Raw genomic sequence first — 22,910 nt, forward strand, 5'->3', positions numbered from 1 at the left:
CTCCGCCTTGTCTCAGTGTCTTTCCGCGCGGCCGAGCCCTGCCCGTCGTTCCTGCAGGAACCGGCGGACGGCCGGATCTCGTTCGAGGCCGATAGCCCGGTCATAGGCCTCGCTCGCTTGTGGAACTTTGCCGAGTCTGGCCAGCAGGCCCGCGCGGGCGGCCCAGTAAGGTTGATAGTCATACAGCCGCTTGTCGCCGCTGAGTTGATCAAGCGCGCCCAATCCTTCTGAAGCACCTTCGGCCTCGGCAATCGCCACCGCACGGTTGATCGACACCACCGGCGAGCCGGCAATCACCGACAGCGCGTCGTAGAGCTCCTTGATCGCGACCCAGTCGGTACAACCGGTCAGCCGCCGTGTCGTATGGGCGGATTGCACGGCGGCCTCGAGCTGGTAGCGGCCGACAACACCCTCGGCGGCCGCGCGCCCGAGCAGCGCCTCCGCTTCATCGATCAGGGTATCGTCCCACAATGCAAGATCCTGCTCGGCCAGCGGCACATAGTCACCCGCCGCATTGCGCCGGGCTGCACGCCGCGCCTCGGCGAACAGCATCAGCGCCAGCAGGCCGAGTGCTTCCGGCTCATCCGGCATCAGCGAGGCGATCAAACGGCCGAGCCAGATGCCTTCGGTCGCGAGATTGCGGCGCCGCGTTTCGGTGCCGGCCGGGTCGGACCAACCTTCGGCAAACGCCGCGTAGATCGCTTCCAGAACGGTGCCCAGCCGCTCGCCGAGCTCGGCCCGCTCCGGCACGCGGAACGGAATGCCTGTCTCGCGAATTCGCGTCTTGGCGCGCACCAGGCGCTGGCTCATCGTGGCTGGCGAGACAAGAAAAGCCGAGGCGATGGTCGCTGCGTCGAAGCCCAGGACCGTCTGCAGGATCAGCGGTGCTCGCACGCCGGCCTCAATCGCGGGATGGGCGCAGGCAAACATGAGCCTGAGCCGCTCGTCCGGCAGGTCTTCCTCGGCCATGCGCGCCTCCATCTCCTCGGCGATCAGTCTGAGGTGGTCGCGGCCCGCCTCGCGTGTCAGCCGCCGTCTGATCGCGTCGACGCGGCGCTTGCGTGCCACCGCCAGCAGCCAGGCTTCCGGCTTGTCGGGCACGCCCGCCTGTGGCCAACGCTCGAGCGCCGCTGCAAAGGCATCGGCCAATGCGTCCTCGGCAGCGGCCACGTCGCGCGTGCGTGCGGCGAGATAAGCGACCAGCTTGCCGTAGCTTTGCCGGGCGGCCGCTTCCGCCGCCGCCCGCGCAGTATCGGGCAATTCCGGCATCACATGGTGAGTTCCCAGATCGGCCGCACCTCTACCGTGCCGGTGCTGGCGCCCGGGCAGCGCGCCGCCCAGGCGATGGCGGCGTCGACGTCCTCCGCTTCGATCATATAGAAGCCGGCAAGCTGCTCCTTGGTGTCGGCATAGGGGCCGTCGAGCACGTTGGTCTTGCCATTGGCCATCCGCACCGAGGTAGCGGATTGCGTCGGCTTCAGCCGGTCGCCGGCGAGCCAGGCGCCGGATTTCTTCAGCGCTTCGGTGTAGGCGACGTACGCGCTCGACATCTGTGTCACCGCATCCGGTGGCGCGGCTGCCATCCCCGCTTCGTTTCCATAGATCAAAAGCATGTATCGCATGGTCTTCTCCCGTTTCTCGAAGGCCGCATCGTTGCGAGCCGGACTTATGTCGCGCGGCCCTGCCGGATTTCGACAAGCGCTGGAAAAATCTTTCTGCCGCGATGCGACCTCGCGCAAGCGCCAACGTGTTGCGGCACTGCTTAGCCGTTCGTCTAATCGCTGCTATTGCGGGTTGGCATTTCCCGCCCGCTGTCTAAACTCGCTTCGTGCCGCCGAGGAGGGCACGGCGGCGAATTTTCAGGGAGGAAATCGCATGCTCAATTTCAGGACGAAATTTGTTGCAGCCGGCGTGCTGGCGCTGTCGCTTGGCCTTGGCGCGGTATCGGTCAAGGCACAGGAATTCATCAACGTGCTGACCGGCGGCACGTCCGGCGTCTACTATCCGCTCGGCGTCGCGCTGTCGGAAATCTACGGCAAGGGCATCGAAGGCGCGCGTACTCAGGTGCAGGCGACGAAAGCGTCGGTCGAAAACCTCAACCTGCTTCAGCAGGGCAAGGGCGAGATCGCCTTTGCGCTCGGCGATTCCGTCAAGCTGGCCGCCGAAGGCAATACTGAAGCAGGCTTCCCAGGCAAGCTCGACAAGCTGCGCGGCATTGCCGCCATCTATCCCAACTACATCCAGATCGTCGCCAGCAAGGAATCCGGCATCAAGACGCTCGCCGATCTCAAGGGCAAGAGCCTTTCGGTCGGCGCGCCGGCCTCAGGCACCGAGCTCAACGCCCGCACGATATTTGCCGCTGCCGGGCTGAAATACGAAGACCTCGGGCGGATCGAATATCTGCCCTTCGCCGAATCGGTGGAGCTGATCAAGAACCGACAGCTCGACGCCACGCTTCAGTCGGCTGGCCTTGGGGTCGCGTCGATCCGTGACCTCGCCACCTCATTGCCGGTAAACATCGTTGCCGTGCCGGCGGAGGACGTCGCCAAGATCGGCTCGCCCTATCTTTCCGTGGTCATCCCCAAGGGCACCTACGAGGGCCAGACCGAGGATGTTGCGACCGCCGCCGTCGGCAATTTCCTGATCACCAGCGCCGATGTCTCCGACGAGACCGCCTACCAGATGACAAAACTGCTGTTCGAGCATCTCGACCAGCTCACCGCTGCCCACGCCGCCGCCAAGGCGATCGACCCGGCCAAGGCGCTCGACGGCATGCCAGTGCCGCTGCATCCAGGCGCCGAGAGGTATTACAAGGAAAAGGGATTGGTGAAGTAAGGAGCCATCCCTCCCCCTTGAGGAAAAGGTGAACAGCTGCCGAAGGCGAATGGACCGGTAGGGTCGGTTGAGGCCGTACACTGCCGCACCGACCCCACCCGCCTAGCTTCGCTCGCACCTCCCTCGGGGAGGGGAGCGCCCCGCCAGGAACCCCGCTAATGACCGCAACCCCGACCGTTCTTTCCCCCACAGCGGAAGCTCCTGTCGAAGGATTGCCGCCTGGCTTCGGCGAAGGCATCGCTGGCAAGGCGGCTTTTTTTATCGCCATCGCCTTCTCCATCTTCCAAATCTACATCGCCGCCTACGGCAGCCTACCGAGCCAGGTCATACGCGCCATGCATGTCGGCTTCCTGCTGCTGCTCGGCTTTGCCCTAATCGCCAATCTGCGCGCCAAAAGCGTCCCGGCGAAAGCAGTGTTCTGGACGCTCGGCCTGCTTGGTTTCGCCACCGGTCTGTACAATTGGGTGTTCTATGCCGACCTCATCCGCCGCTCCGGCTTTCTCACCACGCCTGACCTGATCGTCGGCGCGGTGCTGGTCGTGCTGGTCTTCGAGGCGGCGCGGCGGTTGATGGGGCTGCCGCTTGCCGTCATTGCCTTCATCTTTCTCGCCTACGCATTCGCCGGCAATCATCTGCCACCGCCGTTCATCCATCGCGGCTATGATTTCGCCCAGCTCGTCGACACCTTCGCCTACGGTACCGAAGGCATCTACGGCACGCCGATCTATGTCTCGGCCGCCTACATCTTCATCTTCGTCGTTTTCGCCGCCTTTCTTGAGCGCGCCGGCATGATCGCGCTGTTCAACGATTTTGCGCTTGGCCTGGTCGGCTCATGGCGCGGCGGCCCGGCGCAAGTCTGCGTGCTGTCCTCGGCGCTGATGGGCACCATTTCCGGCTCCGGCGTCGCCAATGTGGTGGCCAGCGGCCAGTTCACCATCCCGCTGATGAAGCGCTTCGGTTTCCGCTCGGCTTTCGCCGGCGCCGTCGAGGCGACCTCGTCGATGGGCGGTCAGATCATGCCGCCGGTGATGGGAGCGGTTGCCTTTATCATGGCCGAGACCCTGAACATCCCCTATGCCGCTGTGGTCAAGGCGGCGATCATTCCGGCGCTGCTCTATTTCGGCGCCTGTTTCTGGCAGGTGCACCTGGAAGCCGGCAAGGCCGGCCTGCACGGCATGGCCAAGGCCGACCTGCCCAACCCGTGGGATGCGGTGAGACAACATTGGCCGCTGGTACTGCCTCTCGCAGCACTGATCTACCTGCTGTTTGCCGGCTACACACCGGTGTTCGCCGGCACCATGGGCCTGGCGTTGACCATTGTGCTTATCCTCGGCACGCCGCTGGCAGCATCGATCGGGCCGCTCGCCTTCCGCATCGTCTTCTGGTTGGCGCTCGGGCTTGCCGCGGCTTCCTTCATGAAATTCGGCGTCAACATCCTCAGCCTGGTCATCGCCGTGCTGGTCGCCGCCTGCCTCACCTTCAAGGGCGGGCGCGAGACGCTGCGCATATGCGTGGATTCGCTTGCCGAAGGAGCAAAGAACGCGCTGCCGGTCGGCATTGCCTGCGCCATTGTCGGCATCGTCATCGGTACGTTGACGCTTACCGGCATCGCCTCGACCTTCATCGGCTGGATCATCTCGATCGGCGAGAACAATCTGTTCCTGTCGCTGCTTTTGACCATGCTCACCTGCCTGGTGCTCGGCATGGGCATACCGACCATTCCCAACTACATCATCACTTCGTCGCTGGCCGGGCCAGCGCTGCTGTCGCTCGGCGTGCCGTTGGTGGTCAGCCATATGTTCGTCTTCTATTTCGGCATCATGGCCGATCTTACCCCGCCTGTGGCGCTGGCCGCCTTCGCCGCCGCACCCATGGCCAAGGAAAGCGGCCTCAAGATCGGCGTCCAGGCCACCAAGCTTGCCATTGCCGGCTTCGTTGTGCCGTTCATGGCGGTCTATACCCCGGCGCTGATGCTGCAGGCCCCCGGCCCGATCGCCGCCCAGTTCGGCTATCCCGTCGAGGTCGCCTATATCGTCATCAAAGCCTGCATGGGTATCGTCCTGTGGGGCGCCGCGGCCGTCGGATTTCTCGCCCGGCGCATGGCCTGGTGGGAACGCCTCGTCGCCTTCGCCGCCGGCGTGCTGCTGGTTGCGGCGCTGCCGCTCACCGACGAGGCGGGCTGGGCGCTGTCCCTTGTCTGGATCGGCTGGCACTGCTGGCGCGCGCGGCAGGCTTCGCTGGCTAATTCAGCATGAGCCTCTGCATCGTCGCGGCCGGCAAGACGGTAACGCTCGCGGTCGCTGCCTTCACGCTCTCCTGGGTGCATTCGGTGGAGAAGACCCAGTGGCAGGAAGACTGGAAGGTGCTGCCGTCCGGCCTGCAGCTCGTCGAGGCCCGCATCAAGGGATCGGGCGCCGGGATGGAGCCGCCGCAAGGCTCGGTGCTGAGAAACGGCTGGTGGGTCTATGCGCCCAAGGTCGGGCCACAGCGGCGCCTCGCGCTCGCCGCCTCGGGCGCAACGGGTCAGGGCTGGACGCTGTGCACGGCGCAGGACTGTCGCGAATTGGCCAAGCTGGCAGGCGGCACGATCTCGCTGGAGCCGTGCGGGCCGGAGGGCTCCAGCCAGCCGCGGTAGCGGACGATCATGCCGGCAAGCGGATGCGAGATCTCGACATGGAAGCGGAAGCGGCCATCCTTCACCGTTTCGTAGGAAGTCGAGCGTGGACCGAGCCACATCGGAAGCGGCAGGCCAAAAAAACTCCAGCGGCGCAAGACCAGCGCCAGCCGGCCGTCTTCGGCAACCAGCGCCATCGCGAAGGTCAGCGGGCCGAAGCGTTCGCACAGCAGGCGCTGCGATCGACCCCGGCCCGCGGACTGTACGCTCGAAAAACTGTGCTTGCCGAATGTCCGGGTCCAGGTCTCGCCGTCCTTGTCGGTGTCGAAGCGGACATGAACCGGGATGTCCTCGCTTGCCCCGGGGAAGCCGACCGTCCAGGCCATTAGCCGGCCAAGAACATTGCGCCCGCGTTCGACGCGCGCGCGGCCTGCGGCCGTGATCGTACGGTCATGCATTGACCGAATTGCCCCGGGAAGGCCTTGCCAGGCGGCACCGAGCAGCTCGGCATAAAGCGGCTTGTCCTCGTCCGCCGCCCCGTTCCTGAAGCCGGTGTAGATTGTCCGCCCTGCGAACAGGGCTTCATAATCCCGGAGCTCCAAATCGCGCATCGCCGCCCGTGCGCCCGGCGCGGGCTGATGTCCGGCCAGCGCTTTGCGGACCAGCGCTTCGACCGCCATCGACGGGATCAGCGGCCCATCATTGCCCTCGGCCACAAGATGCCACGAGCGCTTGACGATGGCGCCCGCCCGGTCCGATCCCTCCACCTCGACGAACATGCCGCCGCGATGCTCGCCCCAGCGCAGCCGGTTCGTTGCCTGATGCATCAGCGGCGCCAGTGGCGAAAGTGAACCGATCAATCCGGCGCGAACCAGCCAGGCGAGGCCGATCAGGGCGCGGTGCAGCGTCTCGGGAACCGGCCCGGCGCCCATCCAGATGGTCCTCGCCTCCGGCCAAAGCGCGGCCAAGGCGCGCAGGTCCGGAACGTCGACCAGAGAAAACAGCGTGTTTCGAAGCGGCAGCCGGCCCGGCGGCGCGATAGTGTAGCGCAGCTGCTCGGTAAACGGACGGCCTTGTTCGGGACGGCCATTGCGAACAAGCCGCACCGGCCGACCGGCATAACCGGCGATAGCCCGGATGACGTTCCCGCCAACGCCGGCAAAGGGCGAAGGCGCGATGCCGCCGCGAATGCCGTCGACCCGCGTCAGGTCCGAAGACAGGCGACGCACCACCGCCGCCGTCAGCACCGGAAAGCTCGAGACGCCGGACAGCACGAAGACGCCGGCGTTTCGCGCCGCCTCGTCGAACGCAGAGACACCGGCGACGAAATCCGAGCCGTCGGCTAGATCGAGATAGTTGATGCGCCGGGCGATGCAGGCCTCGATCAGGCGATAGCGTCCCTCGCCATAGGCCTGGAACGGACCGCTCGCGTCGACTACAATATCAGGCTCAAATGCAGCGAGTTGCGCGGCGAGATCGCCGTCACGGTCGAACAGTGCCGGCACCAGCTGGGCTGCTGTCGGGGCGTGCTTCTTGCAATACGCGTCAGCCTTGGCGAGCGAGCGCCCGGCGACAAAGAGGATCAGATGCGGCTCGCCCTCCAAAAGCTCGACAGTGCGACCGCCAAAGGTGCCATAGCCGCCGACGACAAGAACCTTCATCCGCAGTTCCCCCAACAGTTCCCCCAAAATGCCCCGCCCGCTCCCGGCCACGGCAACGAATCTAGCGGATCAATCTTGCCCTCACCTCGGCGGAAGGGATTTCGCAATTGTCTTTCTTGCCGAACAGGGCGTAGCGGTTCTTTGCGATGCGGTCGTAGAGCCAGTCGCGAAGCTGGCACGGCAACAGCAGCAGGACCCGCGCCGCCCGCCACGGCCAGCCGAGTTCGGCCATGACGGCAACGAAACTGTCCAGGCGGGTGAAAGCCGCGCCATCGATGATGACGAGATTGGTCTCGTAGCTATCCGTCCGCAGCCCGTATTTCTTGAACAGCACCTCGCCGAACGGCGACTGAGCCGTTACGAAATGGAAGCGGCCCTTGCGGTCGAGCTTCACCACCATGCGCACAAAGCCCGAGCACAACACGCAGACGCCGTCGAACACGATCAACGGGCGACTTGCACCGAATTGTGGCGGCTCAGGAGAATGGTTCGGCTCGACGATCACGTGACGCCCGGCAGCTGGTGTCAGGCGACACTAGGCCTGCCGGCGGCTGGATCAAAGCCCGGAATGCTAGAGGCCTGGCGTTGTCGCACGCCGTCTGTCGGTCAGCGCAGGGCGCTCGGCGCGATAGGTCGTTGACCGGTTGTCGGCGTCGGGCCGGCAGATCCGGCTGTCGTGACGGCTTTCCGTGGTCATCATTAGTGCACGCTGATCCCAAGCGTGTTGCCACGGCGCGCGCAGGCGGGGCCTGGGCCGCGCATATAATAGCGCTCAGGCCGATAGGTCGGAGCGACGAATTCGCGGATGGCGGCGGCATAGCCGGCGATTTGATTCCAGAAGCTCATTTTACTCGGTCCCTGTCCCGTTTCGGATGTCCCTTCCGAATTGCGGGGATCATAGCGTCCAGGCGTGAATAGTCGGTGAACGCGATGTTAATCTCTGGTCGAAAATGCCTTTGTTCATGGCTGGAATGCGGCTGATTCGCGGTGTTTCCATGCATTCCGTCGGCATTTCGTCCATTGTGACTTTTGCATCACATATGTTTCGCCTGAATGTCGCAGAGGCGCGGTTTTGTTTCAGGTTTTGCCGGACCGCGAAATTTCCGTGCACGCGGCCGGAAAACCAGGAACCGGCCCGTCAGCCGCACGTTGATTTCCCAGTGCCGGGACGAACCGGCTCCACAGGCTGTGGTGCTCGGGTGGGCCGCAGCCAAAAATCCGAAACCGCAAGAGCAATGGAAAGGCAAAGGCCATGGGTTTCTTTTCGAAGGATATCAAAACCCTCGACGACCTCTTCGTGCACACGCTGCGCGACATCTATTACGCTGAAAAACAGATCGAGAAATCGCTGCCGAAGATGATCGACAAGGCGAGTGATCCGCAGCTGAAAGCCGGCTTTGAGAAACATCTCGCTCAGACCAAGAGTCATATCCAGCGTGTCGAGCAGGTGTTCGAACTGCACGGCGTGAAGGCCAAGCAGGTCGACTGCCCAGCCATCGACGGCATTCTCGAAGAAGCCGACGACGTCAGCGGCGACATCGCCGACAAGGAGGTCCTCGACGCTGCGCTGATCGCCTCTGCCCAGGCGGTCGAGCATTATGAGATGACCCGTTACGGCACCCTGATTGCCTGGGCCAAGCAACTGGGCCGCAGCGACTGCGCCAATGTGTTGGCCAACAACCTCAAGGAGGAGCAGGCAACCGACCGCAAGCTTACCGAGATAGCGGAAAGCAAGGTCAACCTGCAAGCCGCCGAGTAGCGCAGTGAGTGAGAACAAGGCAAGGCTGGGTTGAAAGCCCGGACTTGCCTTTGCGCTGCCGGAACCGGAACGGACTTTGCCCGTTCTCGGTTGAACATTGTCGTGCAGGGAGTTTGTCATGGCGCCGCGCCCGGCCTGGAGAGGGTATCTCAAGCTTTCGCTGGTCACTTGCGCCGTCGAACTGACCAATGTCGTCACCCAGGCGGAGAAAGTCTCATTCCGCGTGCTCAACCGCAAGACCGGCAATACCGTCAAGCGCGTCTATGTCGATTCGGCAAGCGGCAAGCCGCTCGATGAAGGCGACGAGATCAAGGGCTACGAAATCGGCGACGGCGACTTCGTCCAAATCGAGGAGGAGGAGATCGAAGCCGTGCAGATCGAATCCTCGCACACGATGAGCCTCGATGGTTTCATCGAAAAATCCTCGATCCAGCAGATCTATCTCGACGCGCCCTATTATGTGACGCCTGCGGACGAGGTCTCGGAAGAGGCCTTCGCCGTCATCCGCGACGCCATGGCCGCCAAGAAGACGGCGGGGCTGGCCCGCATTGTGCTCTATCGCCGCGAACGTCCGGTGGTCATCGAGCCGTTGGGCAAGGGTCTGCTGCTGACGACCTTGCGCTATGGCGATACGGTTCGCAGGCCCGAGATAGTGTTCGGCGACATCAAGACGGTGAAGACCGACGCCGAGATGATCAGGCTGGCCGAACACATCGTCGATGAGAAACAGGCGGCGTTCGATCCTTCCGAATTCGAGGACAAATACGAAAATGCCCTGATCGAGCTGGTCCGCGCCAAGAAGGCCGGCAAGAAGGCACCGAAGGCCAAGGCGGAACCACGGCCCTCCAACGTCGTCAACCTCTTCGATGCGCTGAAGAAGAGCCTTTCATCGGAAGCCGGTGCGCCGGCAAAGACCGGACGCCCGGGAAAAGGCGCCAAGTCCAAAGCCGCCCGGCGCAAATCTGCTTAGGATCCGCCCATGGCCAGCCTCGAGCAGTATCACGCCAAGCGCAATTTCAAGAAGACGGCCGAACCAGCCGGCAAGGTTTCGCGCGGCAAGAAAGCCGTGCCGGGTGGCATCTTCGTCATCCACAAGCATGCCGCCACCAGGCTCCACTACGACCTTCGTCTCGAGCATGGTGGCGTGCTGTGGAGCTGGGCCGTGACGCGAGGCCCGAGCCTCGACCCGCACGAAAAGCGGCTCGCCGTGCACGTCGAGGACCACCCGATCGACTATGCGCCGTTTGAAGGCACTATCCCGAAGGACCAATATGGCGGCGGCTCGGTCATTGTCTGGGACGAGGGAACTTGGGTCCCCGATGGCGACCCGGCAAGGGCGATGAAGAAAGGCCATATCAGTTTCGAACTGTATGGCCACAAATTGCATGGCGCCTGGCATCTGGTGCGGCTGAAGCCGCGTCCGGGCGAAAAGCGTGACAACTGGTTGCTGATCAAATCCGACGATGCCGCCGCGCGTCCGGGCGAGGACATTTTGCAGGAGGCGCCGCAATCGGTGAAATCCGGCCTGACCATCGAAGAGGTCGGCGAAGGCAAGACCGCCGACGGCAAGAAGCCAAGCGTCTGGCAGTCCGACAGGCCGGCCGCCAGCAAAGCGAAGGCCGTCGCGGCAAGGCGGCTGGAATTCATCGAACCGGCGCTCGCAACGCTGGAGCGGGACGCCCCGCCCGGCAAGGACTGGCTACATGAGGTGAAGTTCGACGGCTATCGCATGCAGGCGCAGCTTGCCGGCACCGAGGTGCGGCTTTTGACACGCGCCGGCCTCGACTGGACCGACAAATTCGGTGGCGCAATTGTCGCGGCACTTGGCGGCCTGAAATGCACCGATGCTATCATCGACGGCGAAATCGTCGTGCTGGCGGATAATGGCGTGTCGTCATTCTCGCTGCTGCAGCAAGATCTGTCGGCGGGCCGTACGGATCGTTTCATCTACTACGTTTTCGACCTGTTGCGTCTCAACGGTGAGGATATCCGTTCCGAGCCGCTGGTCGAGCGCAAGGAAAGGCTGCGCACTTTGCTCGCCGGACAGGCCGAGGATCAGGCCGTGCGCTTCAGCGACCACTTTGCCGAGCCCGGCAAGATCATGCTGGAGCATGCTTGCCGGCTGGGGCTCGAAGGCGTCGTCTCCAAGCGCGCCGATGCGCCCTACCGCAGCGGCCGTGTCCCGTCCTGGGTGAAGTCGAAATGTACGGCGCGCCAGGAATTCGTCATCGGCGGCTACATGCCGTCGGACAAGACCGGGCGGGGCCTGCGCTCGCTGCTGGTCGGCTATCACGAGGGCGGCAAGCTGCGCTATGCCGGCCGCGTCGGCACCGGCTTCACGGCCAAAAGCACCAACGAGCTGAAGAGGAGGCTTGATGCGCTGAAGACGACAACCTCGCCCTTCGACAGGGCGGTGCCAAGGGGCAAGGGGCTGGTCTGGGTCAAGCCCGAACTTGTTGGCGAAGTGGAGTTTCGCAGTTGGACGTCGGACCGTATAATACGCCACGCGTCGTTCCAGGGATTGCGCGAGGACAAGCCGGCGGAGGAAGTCGTGCAGGAGAAACCGAAAGCACGCTCAGCTCCGGCAGAGTCGAAGCCAAAGCCCGCCAAACCCGCGGCCACGGCGAAAACCTCGGTTACGCTGTCCCGCCCCGACAAGCTTCTGTGGCCGCAGGAGAACGTATCGAAGCAGGATCTGGTCGATCACTACGCGCTGGTCTGGCCGCGCATGAAGCAATTCGTCATCAACCGGCCGCTCAGCCTCGTGCGGGCGCCGGACGGTGTTGGCGGCCAACGGTTCTTCCAGAAGCATGCCTCGGCCGGCATGCACGACAAGATCGCCGTGATGAAGGACCCCACCGACGGCGAGGAGATATTGTTCATCCGCGATTTCGACGGTGTCGTGGCCCTCGTTCAACTCGGCGTCGTCGAGATCCACATCTGGGGCTCGACCACGGAAGAGCTGGAAAAACCAGACCAGATCATCTTCGATCTCGATCCCGACGAGGGTGTCGACGTGAAGGCGGTGCGTGCCGCGGCGCTCGATATCCGCAGCCGGCTCGACGAACTGTCCCTGCCTAATTTCGTCAAGACCTCGGGCGGCAAGGGCTATCATGTCCTCGTCCCGCTGAAGCCGTCGGCGGACTGGGACGAGGTCAAAGGCTTCGCCCATGAGTTCGCCCGAGCGCTCGAGCAAGCCGCACCCGACCGCTACACGGCGACGCTGTCTAAGAAGGCGCGCACCGGCAGGATATTCGTCGATTATCTGCGCAATGGCCGTGGCGCGACCACGGTCGCGCCCTATTCGTCGCGCGCCAAAAAAGGCGCCACGGTATCAATGCCGGTGACCTGGGCGGAAATCGAGGCCGGATTGCCGCCGAACGCCTTTCCGATCGGCGACAAGACGACGCTGAAGCGGCTTGGGCAAGCCGATCCCTGGGAGGATTTTTTCAAGCAGGCCAAGCCGCTCAAGCGCGGCTAGAGCAATTCCAGGAAAAGTGTGGAACGGTTTTCCGTCTGGGATTGCGTCAAAACAAAAAAGATAGAGCGGTTCGGTGTTTCCGTGAAACGACGAGCCGTTCTAGTGCGTCGAAGCGAGCCGTCAGGCGAGAAACGTCTTCTCGAACGCCTGCTTGCCTGTCGGCGAGAAAATCACCGCACGGCTGTCCTTCTCGCGCCGCGCCCATTTCTCGGCGAGGATCTTGTCGAGAATGGCGGCGCCCAGCGTGCCGGCGAGGTGCGAACGCCGCACGCTCCAGTCGAGGCAGGCCCGGCACACCGGTCGCCGCGCCTTGCCCTCGACATCGATGCCGATCGCGGCGAAATGCGAGGCGGCCGACGGCCCAAGCTGAATCTCCTCATCATCTCGCAGGAGCACTTGTCGAGCGACGAGACGGTCCAGCATCGCCACCGCCTGCTCGCCGGCGAGGTGGTCGTAGCAGACCCGCGCCACGCGCATGGCCGCGTCGCGTGGGCCAGGCCGCACTCGTTGCGGCCCGGCCGCAGCGGCAACACCTGTGATCGCCTCGATCATGCCTGCTACCTGCGGGCCGGCGAGGCCGTAGTAGCGATGCCGTCCCTGGCTTGCCAGCGTCAGCAGCCCGCCTTCCATCAGCTTCGACAGATGGGAGCTCGCTGTCGGAAGCGACACCCCGGCCTCGAGTGCCAGTTCACTCGCCGTCAGTGCCGTGCCGCCCATCAGTGCGGACAGCATGTTTGCCCGCGCTGGATCGCCCACCAGGCTGGCAATGCGGGCTATGTCAGGTCCTTCGCGCATGGTTCGTTCCTCATCGAAGCATCCTCGTCAGAAAAGCATTAGTCTCGATGCAAATCAAGGAGACAACGATGCCTGCAAGGACCATTCTCGGCGCCGCGCCTGCTCGCCGGCCGTTCCCGTTCATTGTCTTGCGCCGCTTGCGGCTGCGGCTCCTGAAGCGGTGGTACGACCGTCATCTGCAGCGTCTCGACCTCGCCGAGATCGACGATCATCTGCTGCGGGACCTTGGCCTGACACCTGAAGACGTCCGCCGCGAATGCGCGAAATCGTTCTGGCAGGCATGATCAGCGAAGGATTTGCCTAGCATATCGATCTTCGGAACGTTTCGATCCGGCTCGAACTGTGACCGCAAGAAAACATCCACCGCCAAGGAGGCGAAAATGACCATCACCTGCTTCATCCGCTACGAGATCGATCCGTTCGGCAAGGCGGCGTTCGAGGAATATGCACGCAATTGGGGGCAGGCGATCCCGCGCTGCGGCGCCGATCTGATCGGCTATTTCGCGCCGCACGAAGGCTCGGCCACCACGGCTTATGCCGCCTACAACATCGACAGTCTTGCGGCCTACGAAGCCTACCGCGCCCGGCTCGCCGCCGATCCCGCCGGTAAGGCGAATTACGAGTTCGCCCGGCGGGAAAAATTCATCCTGAAGGAGGACCGCACCTTCCTCAAGCTCGCCTCCGGGCCACATGCTCCTTTGGTAAAACCATGATCACCGTCATCTTCGAGGTCGAGCCGGCGGCGGGCATGCGCGATGCCTATCTCGGCATCGCCGCCGATCTGCGCCCACTGCTCGACGGCATCGACGGTTTCCTGTCGATCGAGCGCTTCCAGAGCCTTGCCGATCCGAACCGCATCCTGTCGCTGTCCTTCTGGCGCGACGAGGATGCGGTGAAGGCCTGGCGCAACACGCAGGAACATCGGCAGGCGCAGAAGGCCGGGCGCGGCGGTATCTTTGCGGACTATCGTTTGCGCATCGCTCATGTCGTGCGCGATTACGGCCTGACCGAACGCGCCGAGGCGCCTCAGGACAGCCAGGCGATGAATGGTTAAGGACTGTTAAGCATTCCCGATCAGCACCCCTGCCGCAAACACCAGCGCGCCACCTAGCACCACCTGGAAGGCGGCGCGCCAGAATGGGGTCTGCATGTAGCGGTTCTGCACGAAGGCGATCGCCCACAGCTCGAAGAAAACCACCACGGCGGCGACAATGGTAGCCGTCCAAAAAAGCGGGATGAGATAGGGCAGCGCATGGCCGAGCCCGCCCAGCGTCGTCATGACGCCGACGGTCAGCCCGCGTTTTGCCGGCGAGCCGCGGCCAGATAATTTGCCGTCGTCGGAAGCCACCTCGGTGAAACCCATCGAGATGCCAGCGCCGATCGAGGCGGCAAGCCCGACCAGAAAGGTCTGGAACGTATCATGCGTGGCAAAGGCGGCGGCAAAGATCGGCGCCAGCGTCGACACCGAGCCATCCATCAGCCCGGCCAGCCCCGGTTGGACATAGGTCAGGATGAACTGGCGCTGCTCGGCCGCCGCCTCTTCGTCCTTGACCGCGCCCGGCACATGCTTTTGCTCCAGCCGCTGCGCCAGTGTCTCGTGGCCCTGTTCTGCGATCGCCAGGTCGTCGAGCAGCTTTCGCGTCGACGCATCGCCTGTGCGTTTGGCCGCCTCAATATAGAACAGATAGGCCTGGCGCTCCATGGCCTCGGCCTGGCTGCGCACATGGTCGATGCCGAGCGGCCTCACCAGCCAGTCCGGCTTGCGCTCGTAATAGCCCTTCACATGTTCGCGCCGGATCAGCGGTATGCGCTCGCCGAAGCGCTTGCGGTAAAGCTCGATCAGCGAATCGCGATGGCCGTCCTCCTCCTCCGCCATCTCCTCGAACACCTTGGCCGATTGCGGAAAGCTCTCCGCCAGCCCGTCGGCATAGGCGCGATAGATGCGCCCGTCATCCTCCTCGGAGGAGATGGCGAGCGCTAGGATCTCCTGTTCCGAGAGCGATTCGAAGGGACGGCGGCCGAAGCCGAAAACGCGGGAAAGCATGAGAAATTCACCCTAGTTTAGAATAGTTCTAAACTATGGCTTCGCGCGTCGCCGGTCAATCGTGTGCGCTCCACTCGTCTGCTCAAAAGTATCGACTTCGAAACCGAACGAGGCATCGTTGCTATCGGCAAACGTGCACCTATATAATCGAATCTGAACCAAGAGAAAGGAACCGCAGATGCTGGAAAAACAGCAGCCGTTTGACCCCAAGCCGGTTCTCGACCTGATCGCTAACATCGAGGCGGACTTGCAGCGCCTGAAAGGGTTGGTCGAGCAGCAGGTCGAAAAATTTGATCCCGCCAATCCGCATAACAAGGCTCCCGACGGCAAGTTGACCGAGGAGGGCGTCGAGTGCTGCTATCGCCTGTTCGACGAGGGAAAGTCGCGCTATTCGGTTGCTCAGCAGATGAAGATCTCCTTCGCCGCTGCCACCCATCGCTTCAACACCTGGCGCAAGATCGGCGGCCCCAAACGGCAAAAGACGCTGTTGGGGTGAGGGGCGGCCGGCAATGCCGGTAAATCGGCAGCGATTTGTCGAAATGACGAAGCATGGCGGAGGGCGGAGGAGAGGTGGGTGACAGTCACGCCCACTCCTGCTTCCAAGTCGAATTGTAACGGTCACATTTTTTCATTGGTGCGCGGCTTCCCTTTCCGTGCACATAGGCAGTCTCATCTCTTGCAGGACCCAGCCATGATCACCCCTCCCGGCATCGCCGATATTCACAGTGCAGCAGCGCGATTGTCCGGACTGATCGTCGAAACGCCGCTGATCGAATCGCCGGAGTTGAACAATCGCTTCGGCGCCAGGATCCTGTTCAAGCCGGAGACGTTGCAGCGCACCGGCTCGTTCAAGTTCCGCGGTGCATACAACAAGCTCTCCTCGCTCTCGGCGGAAGAACGCGCCCGCGGCGTCGTCGCCTTCTCGTCGGGTAATCACGCGCAAGGCGTTGCCGCCGCAGCGGCGATGTTCGGCGTCAAGGCCGTCATCGCCATGCCCGCCGATGCGCCGGCGATGAAAGTCGGCAATGTCAGGAAGATGGGCGCGGAAGTGATCACCTTCGACCGGGTCCGCGACGATCGCACTGCCGTCGTCCGTTCTTACGTGGAAAAGGGCATGGTCCTGGTGCCGCCCTACGACGATCCGGCCATCATCGCCGGCCAGGGCACGATCGGCCTCGAATTGATGCGCCAAGCAAGAGCGCTTGGCGTCAGCCTCGATGCGGTAGTGGTTCCCTGCGGCGGCGGCGGGTTGAGCAGCGGCATTTCGATCGCGGTCAAGGATGCCCCGCCGGGCACCGCCGTCTGGGCCGTGGAACCTGAGCATTTCGACGACACACGCCGCTCGCTGATCAAAGGCGCCAGGGTGTCGAACGCGCCCGGCCACACCTCGATCTGCGATGCCCTTCTCGTCGCCGAGCCGGGCGCCATCACTTTCGAGATTAACCGCAAGAATCTCGCGGGCGCCATCGCCGTTTCCGACAAGGCGCTGGCACAGGCGATGCGCGATGCGATGGCTTGTCTGAAGCTGGTGGTCGAACCCGGCGGTTGCGTCGGCTTGGCCGCGCTGTCGTCAGGCGAGATCGACCTTGCCGGGAAATGCATTGCCGTGGTGCTCTCCGGCGGCAATGTCGATCTCAGCACCTATGCCGAGATCATTGCTGCCAGCTAAGATAGCAACCAATTCCAGGTCATGTGCCGGTTCGAGGCGCTCGAGCCTCCGTTGCGCCCAGCCGAACCGGTACTCTTCAAAGACTGAGATCAATGAAACTGTTCTTCAGCCGCAATCCCAATCCTCGCCTCGCGGTCGCGGTGGCACGGTATCTCAACGCCAAGGTCGAGTTTGAATTCGCCTCTCCCTTCGCTCCGGGCCAGGCCGAGCGATTTCGGCCGCTCAATCCAAATCTTTCATTGCCCATCCTTATAGGTTCGGGAAAAAGCCTATGGGAGGCCGACGCCATAGCCTGTCGGCTTTCGCGCGATATGCATTCGGATTTCTGGCGCGCTGGCGACGACGAGCCCGAGATGATCCGATGGCTGAGTTGGGGGAAAGAGAACTTCGCAAGAGCCTGCGATGTCGTGCATTTCGAACGCGGGACCAAACAGCGCTATGGGCTCGGCCCGATCGATCAGGCGCGGGTTGAGGAGGGCCTGAGCGACTTCCGCACGGCCGCTGCCATACTTGATGCCGAGCTTTCTGAGCGAGAATGGCTGGTCGGCGCTTCGGTTTCCTATGCCGACTTTCGAATGGCGACGTTTCTGCCCTTCAACGATGTCGCCCGATTGCCGCTCGATGACTATCCCTCTGTCAGTCGCTGGTATCTTGAACTCGAAGAAATCGACGCCTGGCGCGATCCCTTCGAAGGGCTCAATGCGCCTGAATTGACACCGGTCCCGGGCCAGGCCAAGTCCGTGTAAATCTCGATCATTTGCACAAGCGGATCGAGTTCGACCCTAATCCAGCGTCCGGCGGAACCGCACCAGCGCAATACCGGCGAACAGCGCCACGAACACCACCAGCCAGCCGATTTCCGTTGCCACCGCCGGCAGCTCGGCGCCCTTCAGCATCACCGCGCGGATGATGCGCAGGAAATGCGTCAGCGGCAGCACCTCGCCGAAAATCTGCGCCCAGTCCGGCATGCCGCGATAGGGAAACATGAAGCCGGACAGCATGATCGACGGCAAGAAGAAGAAGAAAGTGAGCTGCAGGGCCTGCATTTGCGTGCGGGCGATCGTCGAGATCGTGTAGCCGAGCAGCACCAGCGCCAAGACGAAGATAAGGACCGCCGTCAACAGCAGCGACATCGACCCGGTGAAGGGGATGGCAAACAGAAGCTTCGAGGCTGCCAGCACCACCAGCACCTGCACGGCGCCGACCGCCAGATAGGGCAGCACCTTGCCCAGCATGATCTCGAGCGGGCTGGACGGCATCGCCAGAAGGTTCTCCATCGTGCCGCGCTCGGTCTCGCGCGTCAGCGCGATCGAGGTCATCATCACCATCGTCATCTGCAGGATGACGCCGAGCAGGCCGGGCACGATGTTGTATTGTGAGACGGCTTCCGGATTGTAGCGCCGGTGCACCACCACCTGGAGCTGGCCCCGGGCAGCTTCGGCCGCCGTCTCCTGCATGCCGCGTGCCCTGAGCAGCGCCTGGTTGGCGACGGTGCCGAGCGTCGAGATGGCGCCGCTGGCGACGGCCGGGTCGGTCGCATCCGCCTCGATCAGGATCTGCGGGCTGTCGCCGCGCTCGACCCGTCGGGCAAAATCGGCGGGAATGGTGACGACGAAGGCGACGTCGCCGCGCGCCATCAGGAATTCGGCTTCGGCGGCACTTTGCGCAACATGGTCGAAGCGGTAATAGCCGGTGGTCTGCAGCGCCGAAACCATGGCCCGCGTATAAGGATCGCTGCTCATCGTCACCAGCGCTGCCGGCAGGCTCTTCGGATCGTTGTTGATGGCATAGCCGAACAGCACCAGCTGCATCAGCGGTACGCCGAGCATCATGGCGAAGGTGATGCGGTCGCGCCGCATCTGGATGAACTCCTTGATCAGCAGCGCGCCTAGCCTGGCGAACGAAAAGATGCTGTCTATCCCATTTTTCATCCCATGTTGTCCTTCGAACCGGACATGAACTGGATGAACACATCTTCCAGGCTGGTCTCGCCGGGCGTCACCGTAACGCCCTCGTGCTCTTTCTCGACATCGGCGAGCGCTGCCTGAAGTGCCGTCCTGTCGGAGCCGACGACATGCAGCGTCGCGCCGAACGGCGCCACCTGGTCGACGCCGGGGCGGCCATGAAGTGCGGCAGCGACCTGATCGAGCCGTGGCCCTTGCAGGACGAAGGTGGTCAGCCCGGCATTCCTCACCACGTCCTCGACCGTGCCGGTGGCCAGCATCTTGCCGTAGGAGATGTAGCTGATGCGGTGGCAGCGCTCGGCTTCGTCCATGTAGTGGGTGGAGACCAGCACGGTCAGGCCGCCGCTCGCCAGCCGGTGGATCTCGTCCCAGAATTCGCGTCGCGCTTTCGGGTCGACGCCCGCCGTCGGTTCATCGAGCAGCAGCAGTTTCGGCTTGTGCATGATGCAGGCGGCCAGCGCCAGCCGCTGCTTCCAGCCGCCGGACAGGGTGCCGGCCAACTGGTTCCTGCGCGATGTCAGGCCGAGCTCCTCAAGCGTCTTAGCAACGTGCTCGTCGAGCGGCGTCAGCCGGTAGAGCCGTGCCACGAATTCGAGATTCTCGCCGATCGTGAGATCTTCGTAGAACGAGAATCTCTGCGTCATGTAGCCGACTTCGCGTTTGATCCGCAGGCTGTCGGTGCGGATGTCGAAGCCCAGAACGGTGCCTTCGCCCTCATCCGGCGTCAGCAAGCCGCACATGATGCGGATGGTCGTCGTCTTGCCCGAGCCGTTCGGCCCGAGGAAGCCGACGATCTCGCCCTCGGCCACAGCCATAGTCACATGGTCGACGACGGTCTTGTCGCCGAAGCGTTTGACCAGGCCGTGCACGTCGATGACGTTCATTTTCCGATGTCCGCCAGATCGACGTCGACGATCTGCCCGGGCTGCAATGCGCTGGCGTCGCCCTCCGGCCGCGCTTCGACCAGATAGACCAGCTTTTGCCGGGTCTCGAGCGAGTAGATCACCGGCGGCGTGAATTCCGGATCCGGCGACACGTAGCTGACGCGAGCCTTCACGCCCGATCCGCAGCCGTCGCAACGGACGTTGAGCAGCGTGCCGACGTCGACCGAGGAGAACGCGCTTTCCGGCACATAGACGCTGAGCTTCACCGCGCCATCCGGCAGCATGGAGATGACCGGCGCGGTCGGCCCGGCCGTGTCGCCAGGATAGCGGATGACATCGTTGACCCGGCCGGGCGAGGGCGCCGTCAGCACGCGCTTCGACAGCCGCCATTGCGCTTGCTCCAGCGCCGACTGCGCCTGCCTGACCTGATTGTCGGCGGCCTTGATCGTCTCCGGCCGTGCCGGCAGGCCGCCGACGGCGAGATTGGCCTCCGCCTGGCCGACCTGCGCGTTGGCCGTCTCCAGCGTCGCGGAAGCCGTGTCGTAGTCGGCCTGTGTGCCGGTGCCGCGTTTGAACAGATCGCTGGCGCGGATGTAACGGCGTTTGGCGTCGGCGGCTTGCGCCTTGGCCATGTCGAGCTGCGCCTTGAGCACCGCAATCTCTTCAGGCCGCTTGCCGACCTGCAGGGCGGCAAGTTGCGCCTGGGCCTGCGCAAGGGCCGCCTCGGCTTGTGCGATGGCGATCTTGGCGTCGGCGTTTTCCAGCGTCACCACCGGCGTGCCGGGCGCGACGCGGTCGCCGCGCTTGACCGCAATCGTCTCGACCTGCGCCACCTCGATCGGCGCGAGCAGGACGTAGTCGCCCTCGACGTAGCCGACGGCGAGCGGTGCTGCCGGCGCGCAGGCGCTGAAAAGCTGGGCGGCAAGCGGCAAAGAACAGAGCAGGCTCATGATCCACGATCCTTTCGGGCAGCCAAATCGCGGCGAGCCAAAATCGCGCTGAGATTATCCGTCACCACCGCCGCGATCTTTCCGGCCTCGTCATTGCCGATCTCGCGCCAGCCCATGCGGCGCATAACCGCCTCGCGGCCGATGCGGAAATAGACGACCTGGCCAATCAGCGTGAACACGGTGAGTTTTGTGCGCTCGCTCTCGGCCGGCTCGCCCGTCGCCTGTTCCCAGATCAGGCAGAGCCGGTTATGCGCCGGTTCGAACACGCCGTCATAGATACGGTCGAGCGCCGCGGTAGGATGCGACAGCTCGCGCAGGACGAACTGTACAATCTCGCCGGCTTCCGGCCTCGCCGCGATGAAGGCGACCATCCGCTCCAGTGCGACGGCTAAATGTGCCCGCGCGGCCTCGGTGTCGGCCAATGCCGCGACCGGCGCCTGCAGATTGCCGATCGCCTGGCCGGCAACGGTCTGGATGGTGTCGACGATGTAGTCGGCCGCCGCGTTGCGGAGCCCTTCCTTGCCGCCGAAATGATAGGCGATCGAGCCGATATTGGCCTTGGCCTCCGCCGCGATCTGGCGCGTCGAGGTGCCGTCGAAACCTTGCCGTCCGAACAGTTTCAACGCCGCGCGGACAAGTGCCGCCCGCGTCATATCGGCGGCGGTCTTGGGCGCCTCATGAGGAAGGCCGCTGGCGCTGGGCGATTTGATCATGGGCCAACAATTTAATCAATCGAATGATTAAAGTCAAGTGCGGTCAAGCGGCTTGCCAACTCTGGCCGTGCGCGCTTTAGTGCCTGGCCATGGGCAAGGAAATCGAGCGTAAATTCCTGGTCTCAGGTGAGGAATGGCGGGCAATGGTCGAGGCGGACATTCATATCCGTCAATTCTATCTTGTCGCCGAACCCAGCCGTACGGTTCGTGTTCGCATCAGCAACGATGCGGCCGCCAAGCTGACGCTCAAGTTCGGCAGCCAGGCACGCGAGCGCGATGAATTCGAATATCCGGTACCTTTGGCGGAGGCGCAAGAGATGCAGGCTTTTGCCATCGGACATGTCATCGAGAAGACACGCCACCATGTTAAACATCGCGGCTATCGCTACGAAGTCGATGTCTTCGGCGGGACGCTTGCGGGGTTGGTGATCGCCGAGCTCGAGACGCCGGATGATATACAGGACGAAATGCTGCCAGATTGGCTCGGCCGTGAAGTCACCGGCGAGCCGAGATTTTACAACGCGTCGCTCGCCCTTGGGGGGATTCCGGAGATCGTCGCATGAGCTTTCGTATCGATCCGCGCATGTCGCTGACCGGAGAGGTCAGGCGCATCCTCGCCGAGGAGATCGGCAAGGTGATCGACCATCTGAACGCGGCGCGTGACAGGCCCGAACCGGGGCTGCACAAATGCCGCAAACGGCTGAAGAACGTCCGCGCCTTGCTGCGCCTTGTCCGTTCCGGAGACGAAACATTCTGCGTGACGGAGAATCAGTGCTACCGCCAGGTGGCGGCCCTGCTTGCCGGCCCGCGCGAGGCGACCGCGCTGGTCGAAACAATCGACCGGCTGGCGGCAAGCTTTCCCGAGCAAAGTGCCGGCGATGGCCTCGGTGCCGTGCGTGACAGGCTCGTCGCGCGCCAGCATGAACTGCATGGCGGAGCAGGCCTCGATGCTGCGATAGGCGCGGCGATTTCCGCTTGCGAGGAAGGTGTCGCCCGGATCGACAAGCTCGCTCTGCCCGACAAGCCGGAGCAGGCTGCCGACGTGCTCGCCGAAGGCGCGCGCACCACTTTGCGCCGTGCCAGGAAAGCGCTGGACAAGGCGGCTTCGCGCGGCGAAGCCGATGACTTTCACGACCTGCGCAAGGCGGCCAAGACGCATGGCATGCACCTGTCGCTGCTCGGCCGGCTGTGGCCGACGCCGATCAAAACGCGGCGCAGGGCCGTCGACGAATTGGGCGAGCGGCTCGGCGAGCTGCACGATGTGTTCGTCATGCGCGCGCTTCTCGATGCCGAGGACCAGCCACTCGGTCCTGCTGAAGAGACGCGGTTGCTTGCCAAGCTGCTGAAGCGTTCGGAAAAGAGCTTGAAAAAGACCTGCCTCGCCGAGGCGGCCGAGCTTTTCGGCGACAGCCCGAAGCGCTCGACGAGGAAGTTCGCCCGTAAGGCGCGCGAAGATCTCACAGTTGCGCACGAAGACGCCGGCACGCCTGGCGTGGGCTGATCATGGTCTAACTTGCCGCCCTGTGGTAATCGCCGTCTGG

The 22,910-nt window shown here is 63.5% G+C and carries 25 protein-coding genes; 14 read left to right on the forward strand and 11 right to left on the reverse strand.

Annotation, left to right across the window (positions count from 1 at the left end):
* Positions 1–12: 12 nt before the first annotated feature.
* Both NKH41_RS12360 and NKH41_RS12365 read right to left on the reverse strand, forming a co-directional pair.
* The gene (locus NKH41_RS12360; protein WP_352770200.1) at positions 13–1,269 is read right to left on the reverse strand and encodes an RNA polymerase sigma factor; all 1,257 of its coding nucleotides are present in this window, start codon (positions 1,267–1,269) and stop codon (positions 13–15) included.
* A complete protein-coding gene (locus NKH41_RS12365) occupies positions 1,269–1,622 on the reverse strand; it encodes a YciI family protein (protein WP_352614750.1) in 354 nt (117 codons plus the stop codon). The genes NKH41_RS12360 and NKH41_RS12365 overlap by 1 nt, the downstream gene beginning before the upstream one ends.
* 253 nt (positions 1,623–1,875) lie before the next feature.
* Between NKH41_RS12365 and NKH41_RS12370 the strand changes: the two genes are divergently transcribed.
* The 3 genes from NKH41_RS12370 (at position 1,876) to NKH41_RS12380 (ending at position 5,470) form a co-directional block, all read left to right on the forward strand.
* Entirely contained in the window at positions 1,876–2,835 is a 960-nt protein-coding gene (locus NKH41_RS12370) for a TAXI family TRAP transporter solute-binding subunit (protein WP_352539793.1), read from the forward strand.
* A gap of 158 nt (positions 2,836–2,993) precedes the next feature.
* Positions 2,994–5,090, forward strand: a complete 2,097-nt coding sequence (locus tag NKH41_RS12375) for a TRAP transporter permease (RefSeq protein ID WP_352770203.1) — start codon at positions 2,994–2,996, stop codon at positions 5,088–5,090.
* Positions 5,087–5,470: a DUF1850 domain-containing protein gene (locus tag NKH41_RS12380; RefSeq protein ID WP_352451865.1), complete on the forward strand. Its 384-nt coding sequence runs from the start codon at positions 5,087–5,089 to the stop codon at positions 5,468–5,470. The genes NKH41_RS12375 and NKH41_RS12380 overlap by 4 nt, the downstream gene beginning before the upstream one ends.
* Here the strand turns inward: NKH41_RS12380 and NKH41_RS12385 are convergent.
* From NKH41_RS12385 to NKH41_RS12395, 3 genes are all read right to left on the reverse strand, one after another.
* Positions 5,359–7,110 carry a saccharopine dehydrogenase family protein gene (locus NKH41_RS12385; protein ID WP_352770205.1) on the reverse strand — a complete coding sequence of 584 codons (1,752 nt, stop codon included), beginning with the start codon at positions 7,108–7,110 and terminating at the stop codon, positions 5,359–5,361. The two genes, NKH41_RS12380 and NKH41_RS12385, sit on opposite strands and share 112 nt — an antisense overlap.
* Positions 7,111–7,171: 61 nt before the next feature.
* Positions 7,172–7,552: a thiol-disulfide oxidoreductase DCC family protein gene (locus NKH41_RS12390; protein WP_352778836.1), complete on the reverse strand. Its 381-nt coding sequence runs from the start codon at positions 7,550–7,552 to the stop codon at positions 7,172–7,174.
* A 257-nt stretch (positions 7,553–7,809) separates the two neighbouring features.
* On the reverse strand, positions 7,810–7,956 hold the full coding sequence (locus NKH41_RS12395) for a hypothetical protein (RefSeq protein ID WP_023718851.1): 147 nt from the start codon (positions 7,954–7,956) through the stop codon (positions 7,810–7,812).
* Positions 7,957–8,362: 406 nt separating this feature from the next.
* Between NKH41_RS12395 and NKH41_RS12400 the strand changes: the two genes are divergently transcribed.
* The 3 genes from NKH41_RS12400 (at position 8,363) to ligD (ending at position 12,350) form a co-directional block, all read left to right on the forward strand.
* Positions 8,363–8,869 carry a YciE/YciF ferroxidase family protein gene (locus NKH41_RS12400; protein WP_352770207.1) on the forward strand — a complete coding sequence of 169 codons (507 nt, stop codon included), beginning with the start codon at positions 8,363–8,365 and terminating at the stop codon, positions 8,867–8,869.
* A 118-nt stretch (positions 8,870–8,987) separates the two neighbouring features.
* Positions 8,988–9,839 carry a non-homologous end joining protein Ku gene (ku, locus tag NKH41_RS12405; protein WP_352539795.1) on the forward strand — a complete coding sequence of 284 codons (852 nt, stop codon included), beginning with the start codon at positions 8,988–8,990 and terminating at the stop codon, positions 9,837–9,839.
* A 9-nt stretch (positions 9,840–9,848) separates the two neighbouring features.
* Positions 9,849–12,350 (forward strand): DNA ligase D, encoded by a 2,502-nt coding sequence (ligD, locus tag NKH41_RS12410; RefSeq protein WP_352770210.1) that lies wholly within the window; start codon positions 9,849–9,851, stop codon positions 12,348–12,350.
* Between the two features lie 120 nt (positions 12,351–12,470).
* Here ligD and NKH41_RS12415 read toward each other — a convergent pair whose 3' ends face one another.
* Entirely contained in the window at positions 12,471–13,145 is a 675-nt protein-coding gene (locus NKH41_RS12415; protein WP_352539797.1) for an ArsR/SmtB family transcription factor, read from the reverse strand.
* Positions 13,146–13,213: 68 nt separating this feature from the next.
* Between NKH41_RS12415 and NKH41_RS12420 the strand changes: the two genes are divergently transcribed.
* The 3 genes from NKH41_RS12420 to NKH41_RS12430 all read left to right on the forward strand — a co-directional run bounded on the left by NKH41_RS12420 (position 13,214) and on the right by NKH41_RS12430 (position 14,199).
* Positions 13,214–13,429: a DUF1127 domain-containing protein gene (locus tag NKH41_RS12420; RefSeq protein ID WP_352683672.1), complete on the forward strand. Its 216-nt coding sequence runs from the start codon at positions 13,214–13,216 to the stop codon at positions 13,427–13,429.
* Between the two features lie 96 nt (positions 13,430–13,525).
* Positions 13,526–13,858 carry an NIPSNAP family protein gene (locus NKH41_RS12425; protein WP_352684016.1) on the forward strand — a complete coding sequence of 111 codons (333 nt, stop codon included), beginning with the start codon at positions 13,526–13,528 and terminating at the stop codon, positions 13,856–13,858.
* Positions 13,855–14,199, forward strand: coding sequence for an antibiotic biosynthesis monooxygenase family protein (locus NKH41_RS12430; protein ID WP_352770213.1), 345 nt, complete (start codon positions 13,855–13,857; stop codon positions 14,197–14,199). Before NKH41_RS12425 ends, NKH41_RS12430 begins: the two co-directional genes overlap by 4 nt.
* A gap of 6 nt (positions 14,200–14,205) precedes the next feature.
* Here NKH41_RS12430 and mbfA read toward each other — a convergent pair whose 3' ends face one another.
* On the reverse strand, positions 14,206–15,189 hold the full coding sequence (gene mbfA, locus NKH41_RS12435; RefSeq protein WP_352473594.1) for an iron exporter MbfA: 984 nt from the start codon (positions 15,187–15,189) through the stop codon (positions 14,206–14,208).
* 178 nt (positions 15,190–15,367) lie between these two features.
* Here mbfA and NKH41_RS12440 point away from each other — a divergent pair, with 178 nt between their 5' ends.
* The 3 genes from NKH41_RS12440 (at position 15,368) to NKH41_RS12450 (ending at position 17,604) form a co-directional block, all read left to right on the forward strand.
* The gene (locus NKH41_RS12440) at positions 15,368–15,685 is read left to right on the forward strand and encodes a hypothetical protein (RefSeq protein ID WP_352451855.1); all 318 of its coding nucleotides are present in this window, start codon (positions 15,368–15,370) and stop codon (positions 15,683–15,685) included.
* 195 nt (positions 15,686–15,880) lie between these two features.
* Positions 15,881–16,858, forward strand: a complete 978-nt coding sequence (locus NKH41_RS12445; protein WP_352932706.1) for a threonine/serine dehydratase family protein — start codon at positions 15,881–15,883, stop codon at positions 16,856–16,858.
* 92 nt (positions 16,859–16,950) lie between these two features.
* Positions 16,951–17,604 (forward strand): glutathione S-transferase family protein, encoded by a 654-nt coding sequence (locus NKH41_RS12450; RefSeq protein WP_352473598.1) that lies wholly within the window; start codon positions 16,951–16,953, stop codon positions 17,602–17,604.
* A gap of 36 nt (positions 17,605–17,640) precedes the next feature.
* Here the strand turns inward: NKH41_RS12450 and NKH41_RS12455 are convergent, their stop codons facing one another.
* The 4 genes from NKH41_RS12455 to NKH41_RS12470 are packed head-to-tail and all read right to left on the reverse strand — an operon-like array spanning position 17,641 to position 21,369.
* Positions 17,641–18,777, reverse strand: a complete 1,137-nt coding sequence (locus tag NKH41_RS12455; RefSeq protein ID WP_352473617.1) for an ABC transporter permease — start codon at positions 18,775–18,777, stop codon at positions 17,641–17,643.
* Between the two features lie 8 nt (positions 18,778–18,785).
* Complete coding sequence (locus NKH41_RS12460) at positions 18,786–19,706, reverse strand: ABC transporter ATP-binding protein (RefSeq protein ID WP_352684024.1); 921 nt, start codon at positions 19,704–19,706, stop codon at positions 18,786–18,788.
* The gene (locus NKH41_RS12465; protein ID WP_352932709.1) at positions 19,703–20,656 is read right to left on the reverse strand and encodes an HlyD family secretion protein; all 954 of its coding nucleotides are present in this window, start codon (positions 20,654–20,656) and stop codon (positions 19,703–19,705) included. Before NKH41_RS12465 ends, NKH41_RS12460 begins: the two co-directional genes overlap by 4 nt.
* Positions 20,653–21,369, reverse strand: a complete 717-nt coding sequence (locus NKH41_RS12470; protein ID WP_352473604.1) for a CerR family C-terminal domain-containing protein — start codon at positions 21,367–21,369, stop codon at positions 20,653–20,655. The genes NKH41_RS12465 and NKH41_RS12470 overlap by 4 nt, the downstream gene beginning before the upstream one ends.
* Positions 21,370–21,458: 89 nt before the next feature.
* Here NKH41_RS12470 and NKH41_RS12475 point away from each other — a divergent pair, with 89 nt between their 5' ends.
* Together NKH41_RS12475 and NKH41_RS12480 are read left to right on the forward strand one after the other, a co-directional pair.
* Positions 21,459–21,932, forward strand: a complete 474-nt coding sequence (locus tag NKH41_RS12475) for a CYTH domain-containing protein (RefSeq protein ID WP_352614767.1) — start codon at positions 21,459–21,461, stop codon at positions 21,930–21,932.
* A complete protein-coding gene (locus NKH41_RS12480; protein ID WP_352770216.1) occupies positions 21,929–22,870 on the forward strand; it encodes a CHAD domain-containing protein in 942 nt (313 codons plus the stop codon). The genes NKH41_RS12475 and NKH41_RS12480 overlap by 4 nt, the downstream gene beginning before the upstream one ends.
* The last annotated feature ends 40 nt before the right edge of the window (positions 22,871–22,910 follow it).

This window comes from Mesorhizobium sp. M1169, from assembly GCF_040318345.1.
Taxonomy (GTDB): Bacteria; Pseudomonadota; Alphaproteobacteria; order Rhizobiales; family Rhizobiaceae; genus Mesorhizobium.

Bases quoted from the DNA above. Each gene is read 5' to 3' on its own strand.
- NKH41_RS12360 (WP_352770200.1), bottom strand. From the start codon at position 1,269: ATGCCGGAATTGCCCGATACTGCGCGGGCGGCGGCGGAAGCGGCCGCC.
- NKH41_RS12365 (WP_352614750.1), bottom strand. From the start codon at position 1,622: ATGCGATACATGCTTTTGATCTATGGAAACGAAGCGGGGATGGCAGCC.
- NKH41_RS12370 (WP_352539793.1), top strand. From the start codon at position 1,876: ATGCTCAATTTCAGGACGAAATTTGTTGCAGCCGGCGTGCTGGCGCTG.
- NKH41_RS12375 (WP_352770203.1), top strand. From the start codon at position 2,994: ATGACCGCAACCCCGACCGTTCTTTCCCCCACAGCGGAAGCTCCTGTC.
- NKH41_RS12380 (WP_352451865.1), top strand. From the start codon at position 5,087: ATGAGCCTCTGCATCGTCGCGGCCGGCAAGACGGTAACGCTCGCGGTC.
- NKH41_RS12385 (WP_352770205.1), bottom strand. From the start codon at position 7,110: ATGAAGGTTCTTGTCGTCGGCGGCTATGGCACCTTTGGCGGTCGCACT.
- NKH41_RS12395 (WP_023718851.1), bottom strand. From the start codon at position 7,956: ATGAGCTTCTGGAATCAAATCGCCGGCTATGCCGCCGCCATCCGCGAA.
- NKH41_RS12400 (WP_352770207.1), top strand. From the start codon at position 8,363: ATGGGTTTCTTTTCGAAGGATATCAAAACCCTCGACGACCTCTTCGTG.
- ku (WP_352539795.1), top strand. From the start codon at position 8,988: ATGGCGCCGCGCCCGGCCTGGAGAGGGTATCTCAAGCTTTCGCTGGTC.
- ligD (WP_352770210.1), top strand. From the start codon at position 9,849: ATGGCCAGCCTCGAGCAGTATCACGCCAAGCGCAATTTCAAGAAGACG.
- NKH41_RS12415 (WP_352539797.1), bottom strand. From the start codon at position 13,145: ATGCGCGAAGGACCTGACATAGCCCGCATTGCCAGCCTGGTGGGCGAT.
- NKH41_RS12420 (WP_352683672.1), top strand. From the start codon at position 13,214: ATGCCTGCAAGGACCATTCTCGGCGCCGCGCCTGCTCGCCGGCCGTTC.
- NKH41_RS12425 (WP_352684016.1), top strand. From the start codon at position 13,526: ATGACCATCACCTGCTTCATCCGCTACGAGATCGATCCGTTCGGCAAG.
- NKH41_RS12430 (WP_352770213.1), top strand. From the start codon at position 13,855: ATGATCACCGTCATCTTCGAGGTCGAGCCGGCGGCGGGCATGCGCGAT.
- mbfA (WP_352473594.1), bottom strand. From the start codon at position 15,189: ATGCTTTCCCGCGTTTTCGGCTTCGGCCGCCGTCCCTTCGAATCGCTC.
- NKH41_RS12440 (WP_352451855.1), top strand. From the start codon at position 15,368: ATGCTGGAAAAACAGCAGCCGTTTGACCCCAAGCCGGTTCTCGACCTG.
- NKH41_RS12445 (WP_352932706.1), top strand. From the start codon at position 15,881: ATGATCACCCCTCCCGGCATCGCCGATATTCACAGTGCAGCAGCGCGA.
- NKH41_RS12450 (WP_352473598.1), top strand. From the start codon at position 16,951: ATGAAACTGTTCTTCAGCCGCAATCCCAATCCTCGCCTCGCGGTCGCG.
- NKH41_RS12460 (WP_352684024.1), bottom strand. From the start codon at position 19,706: ATGAACGTCATCGACGTGCACGGCCTGGTCAAACGCTTCGGCGACAAG.
- NKH41_RS12465 (WP_352932709.1), bottom strand. From the start codon at position 20,656: ATGAGCCTGCTCTGTTCTTTGCCGCTTGCCGCCCAGCTTTTCAGCGCC.
- NKH41_RS12470 (WP_352473604.1), bottom strand. From the start codon at position 21,369: ATGATCAAATCGCCCAGCGCCAGCGGCCTTCCTCATGAGGCGCCCAAG.
- NKH41_RS12475 (WP_352614767.1), top strand. From the start codon at position 21,459: ATGGGCAAGGAAATCGAGCGTAAATTCCTGGTCTCAGGTGAGGAATGG.
- NKH41_RS12480 (WP_352770216.1), top strand. From the start codon at position 21,929: ATGAGCTTTCGTATCGATCCGCGCATGTCGCTGACCGGAGAGGTCAGG.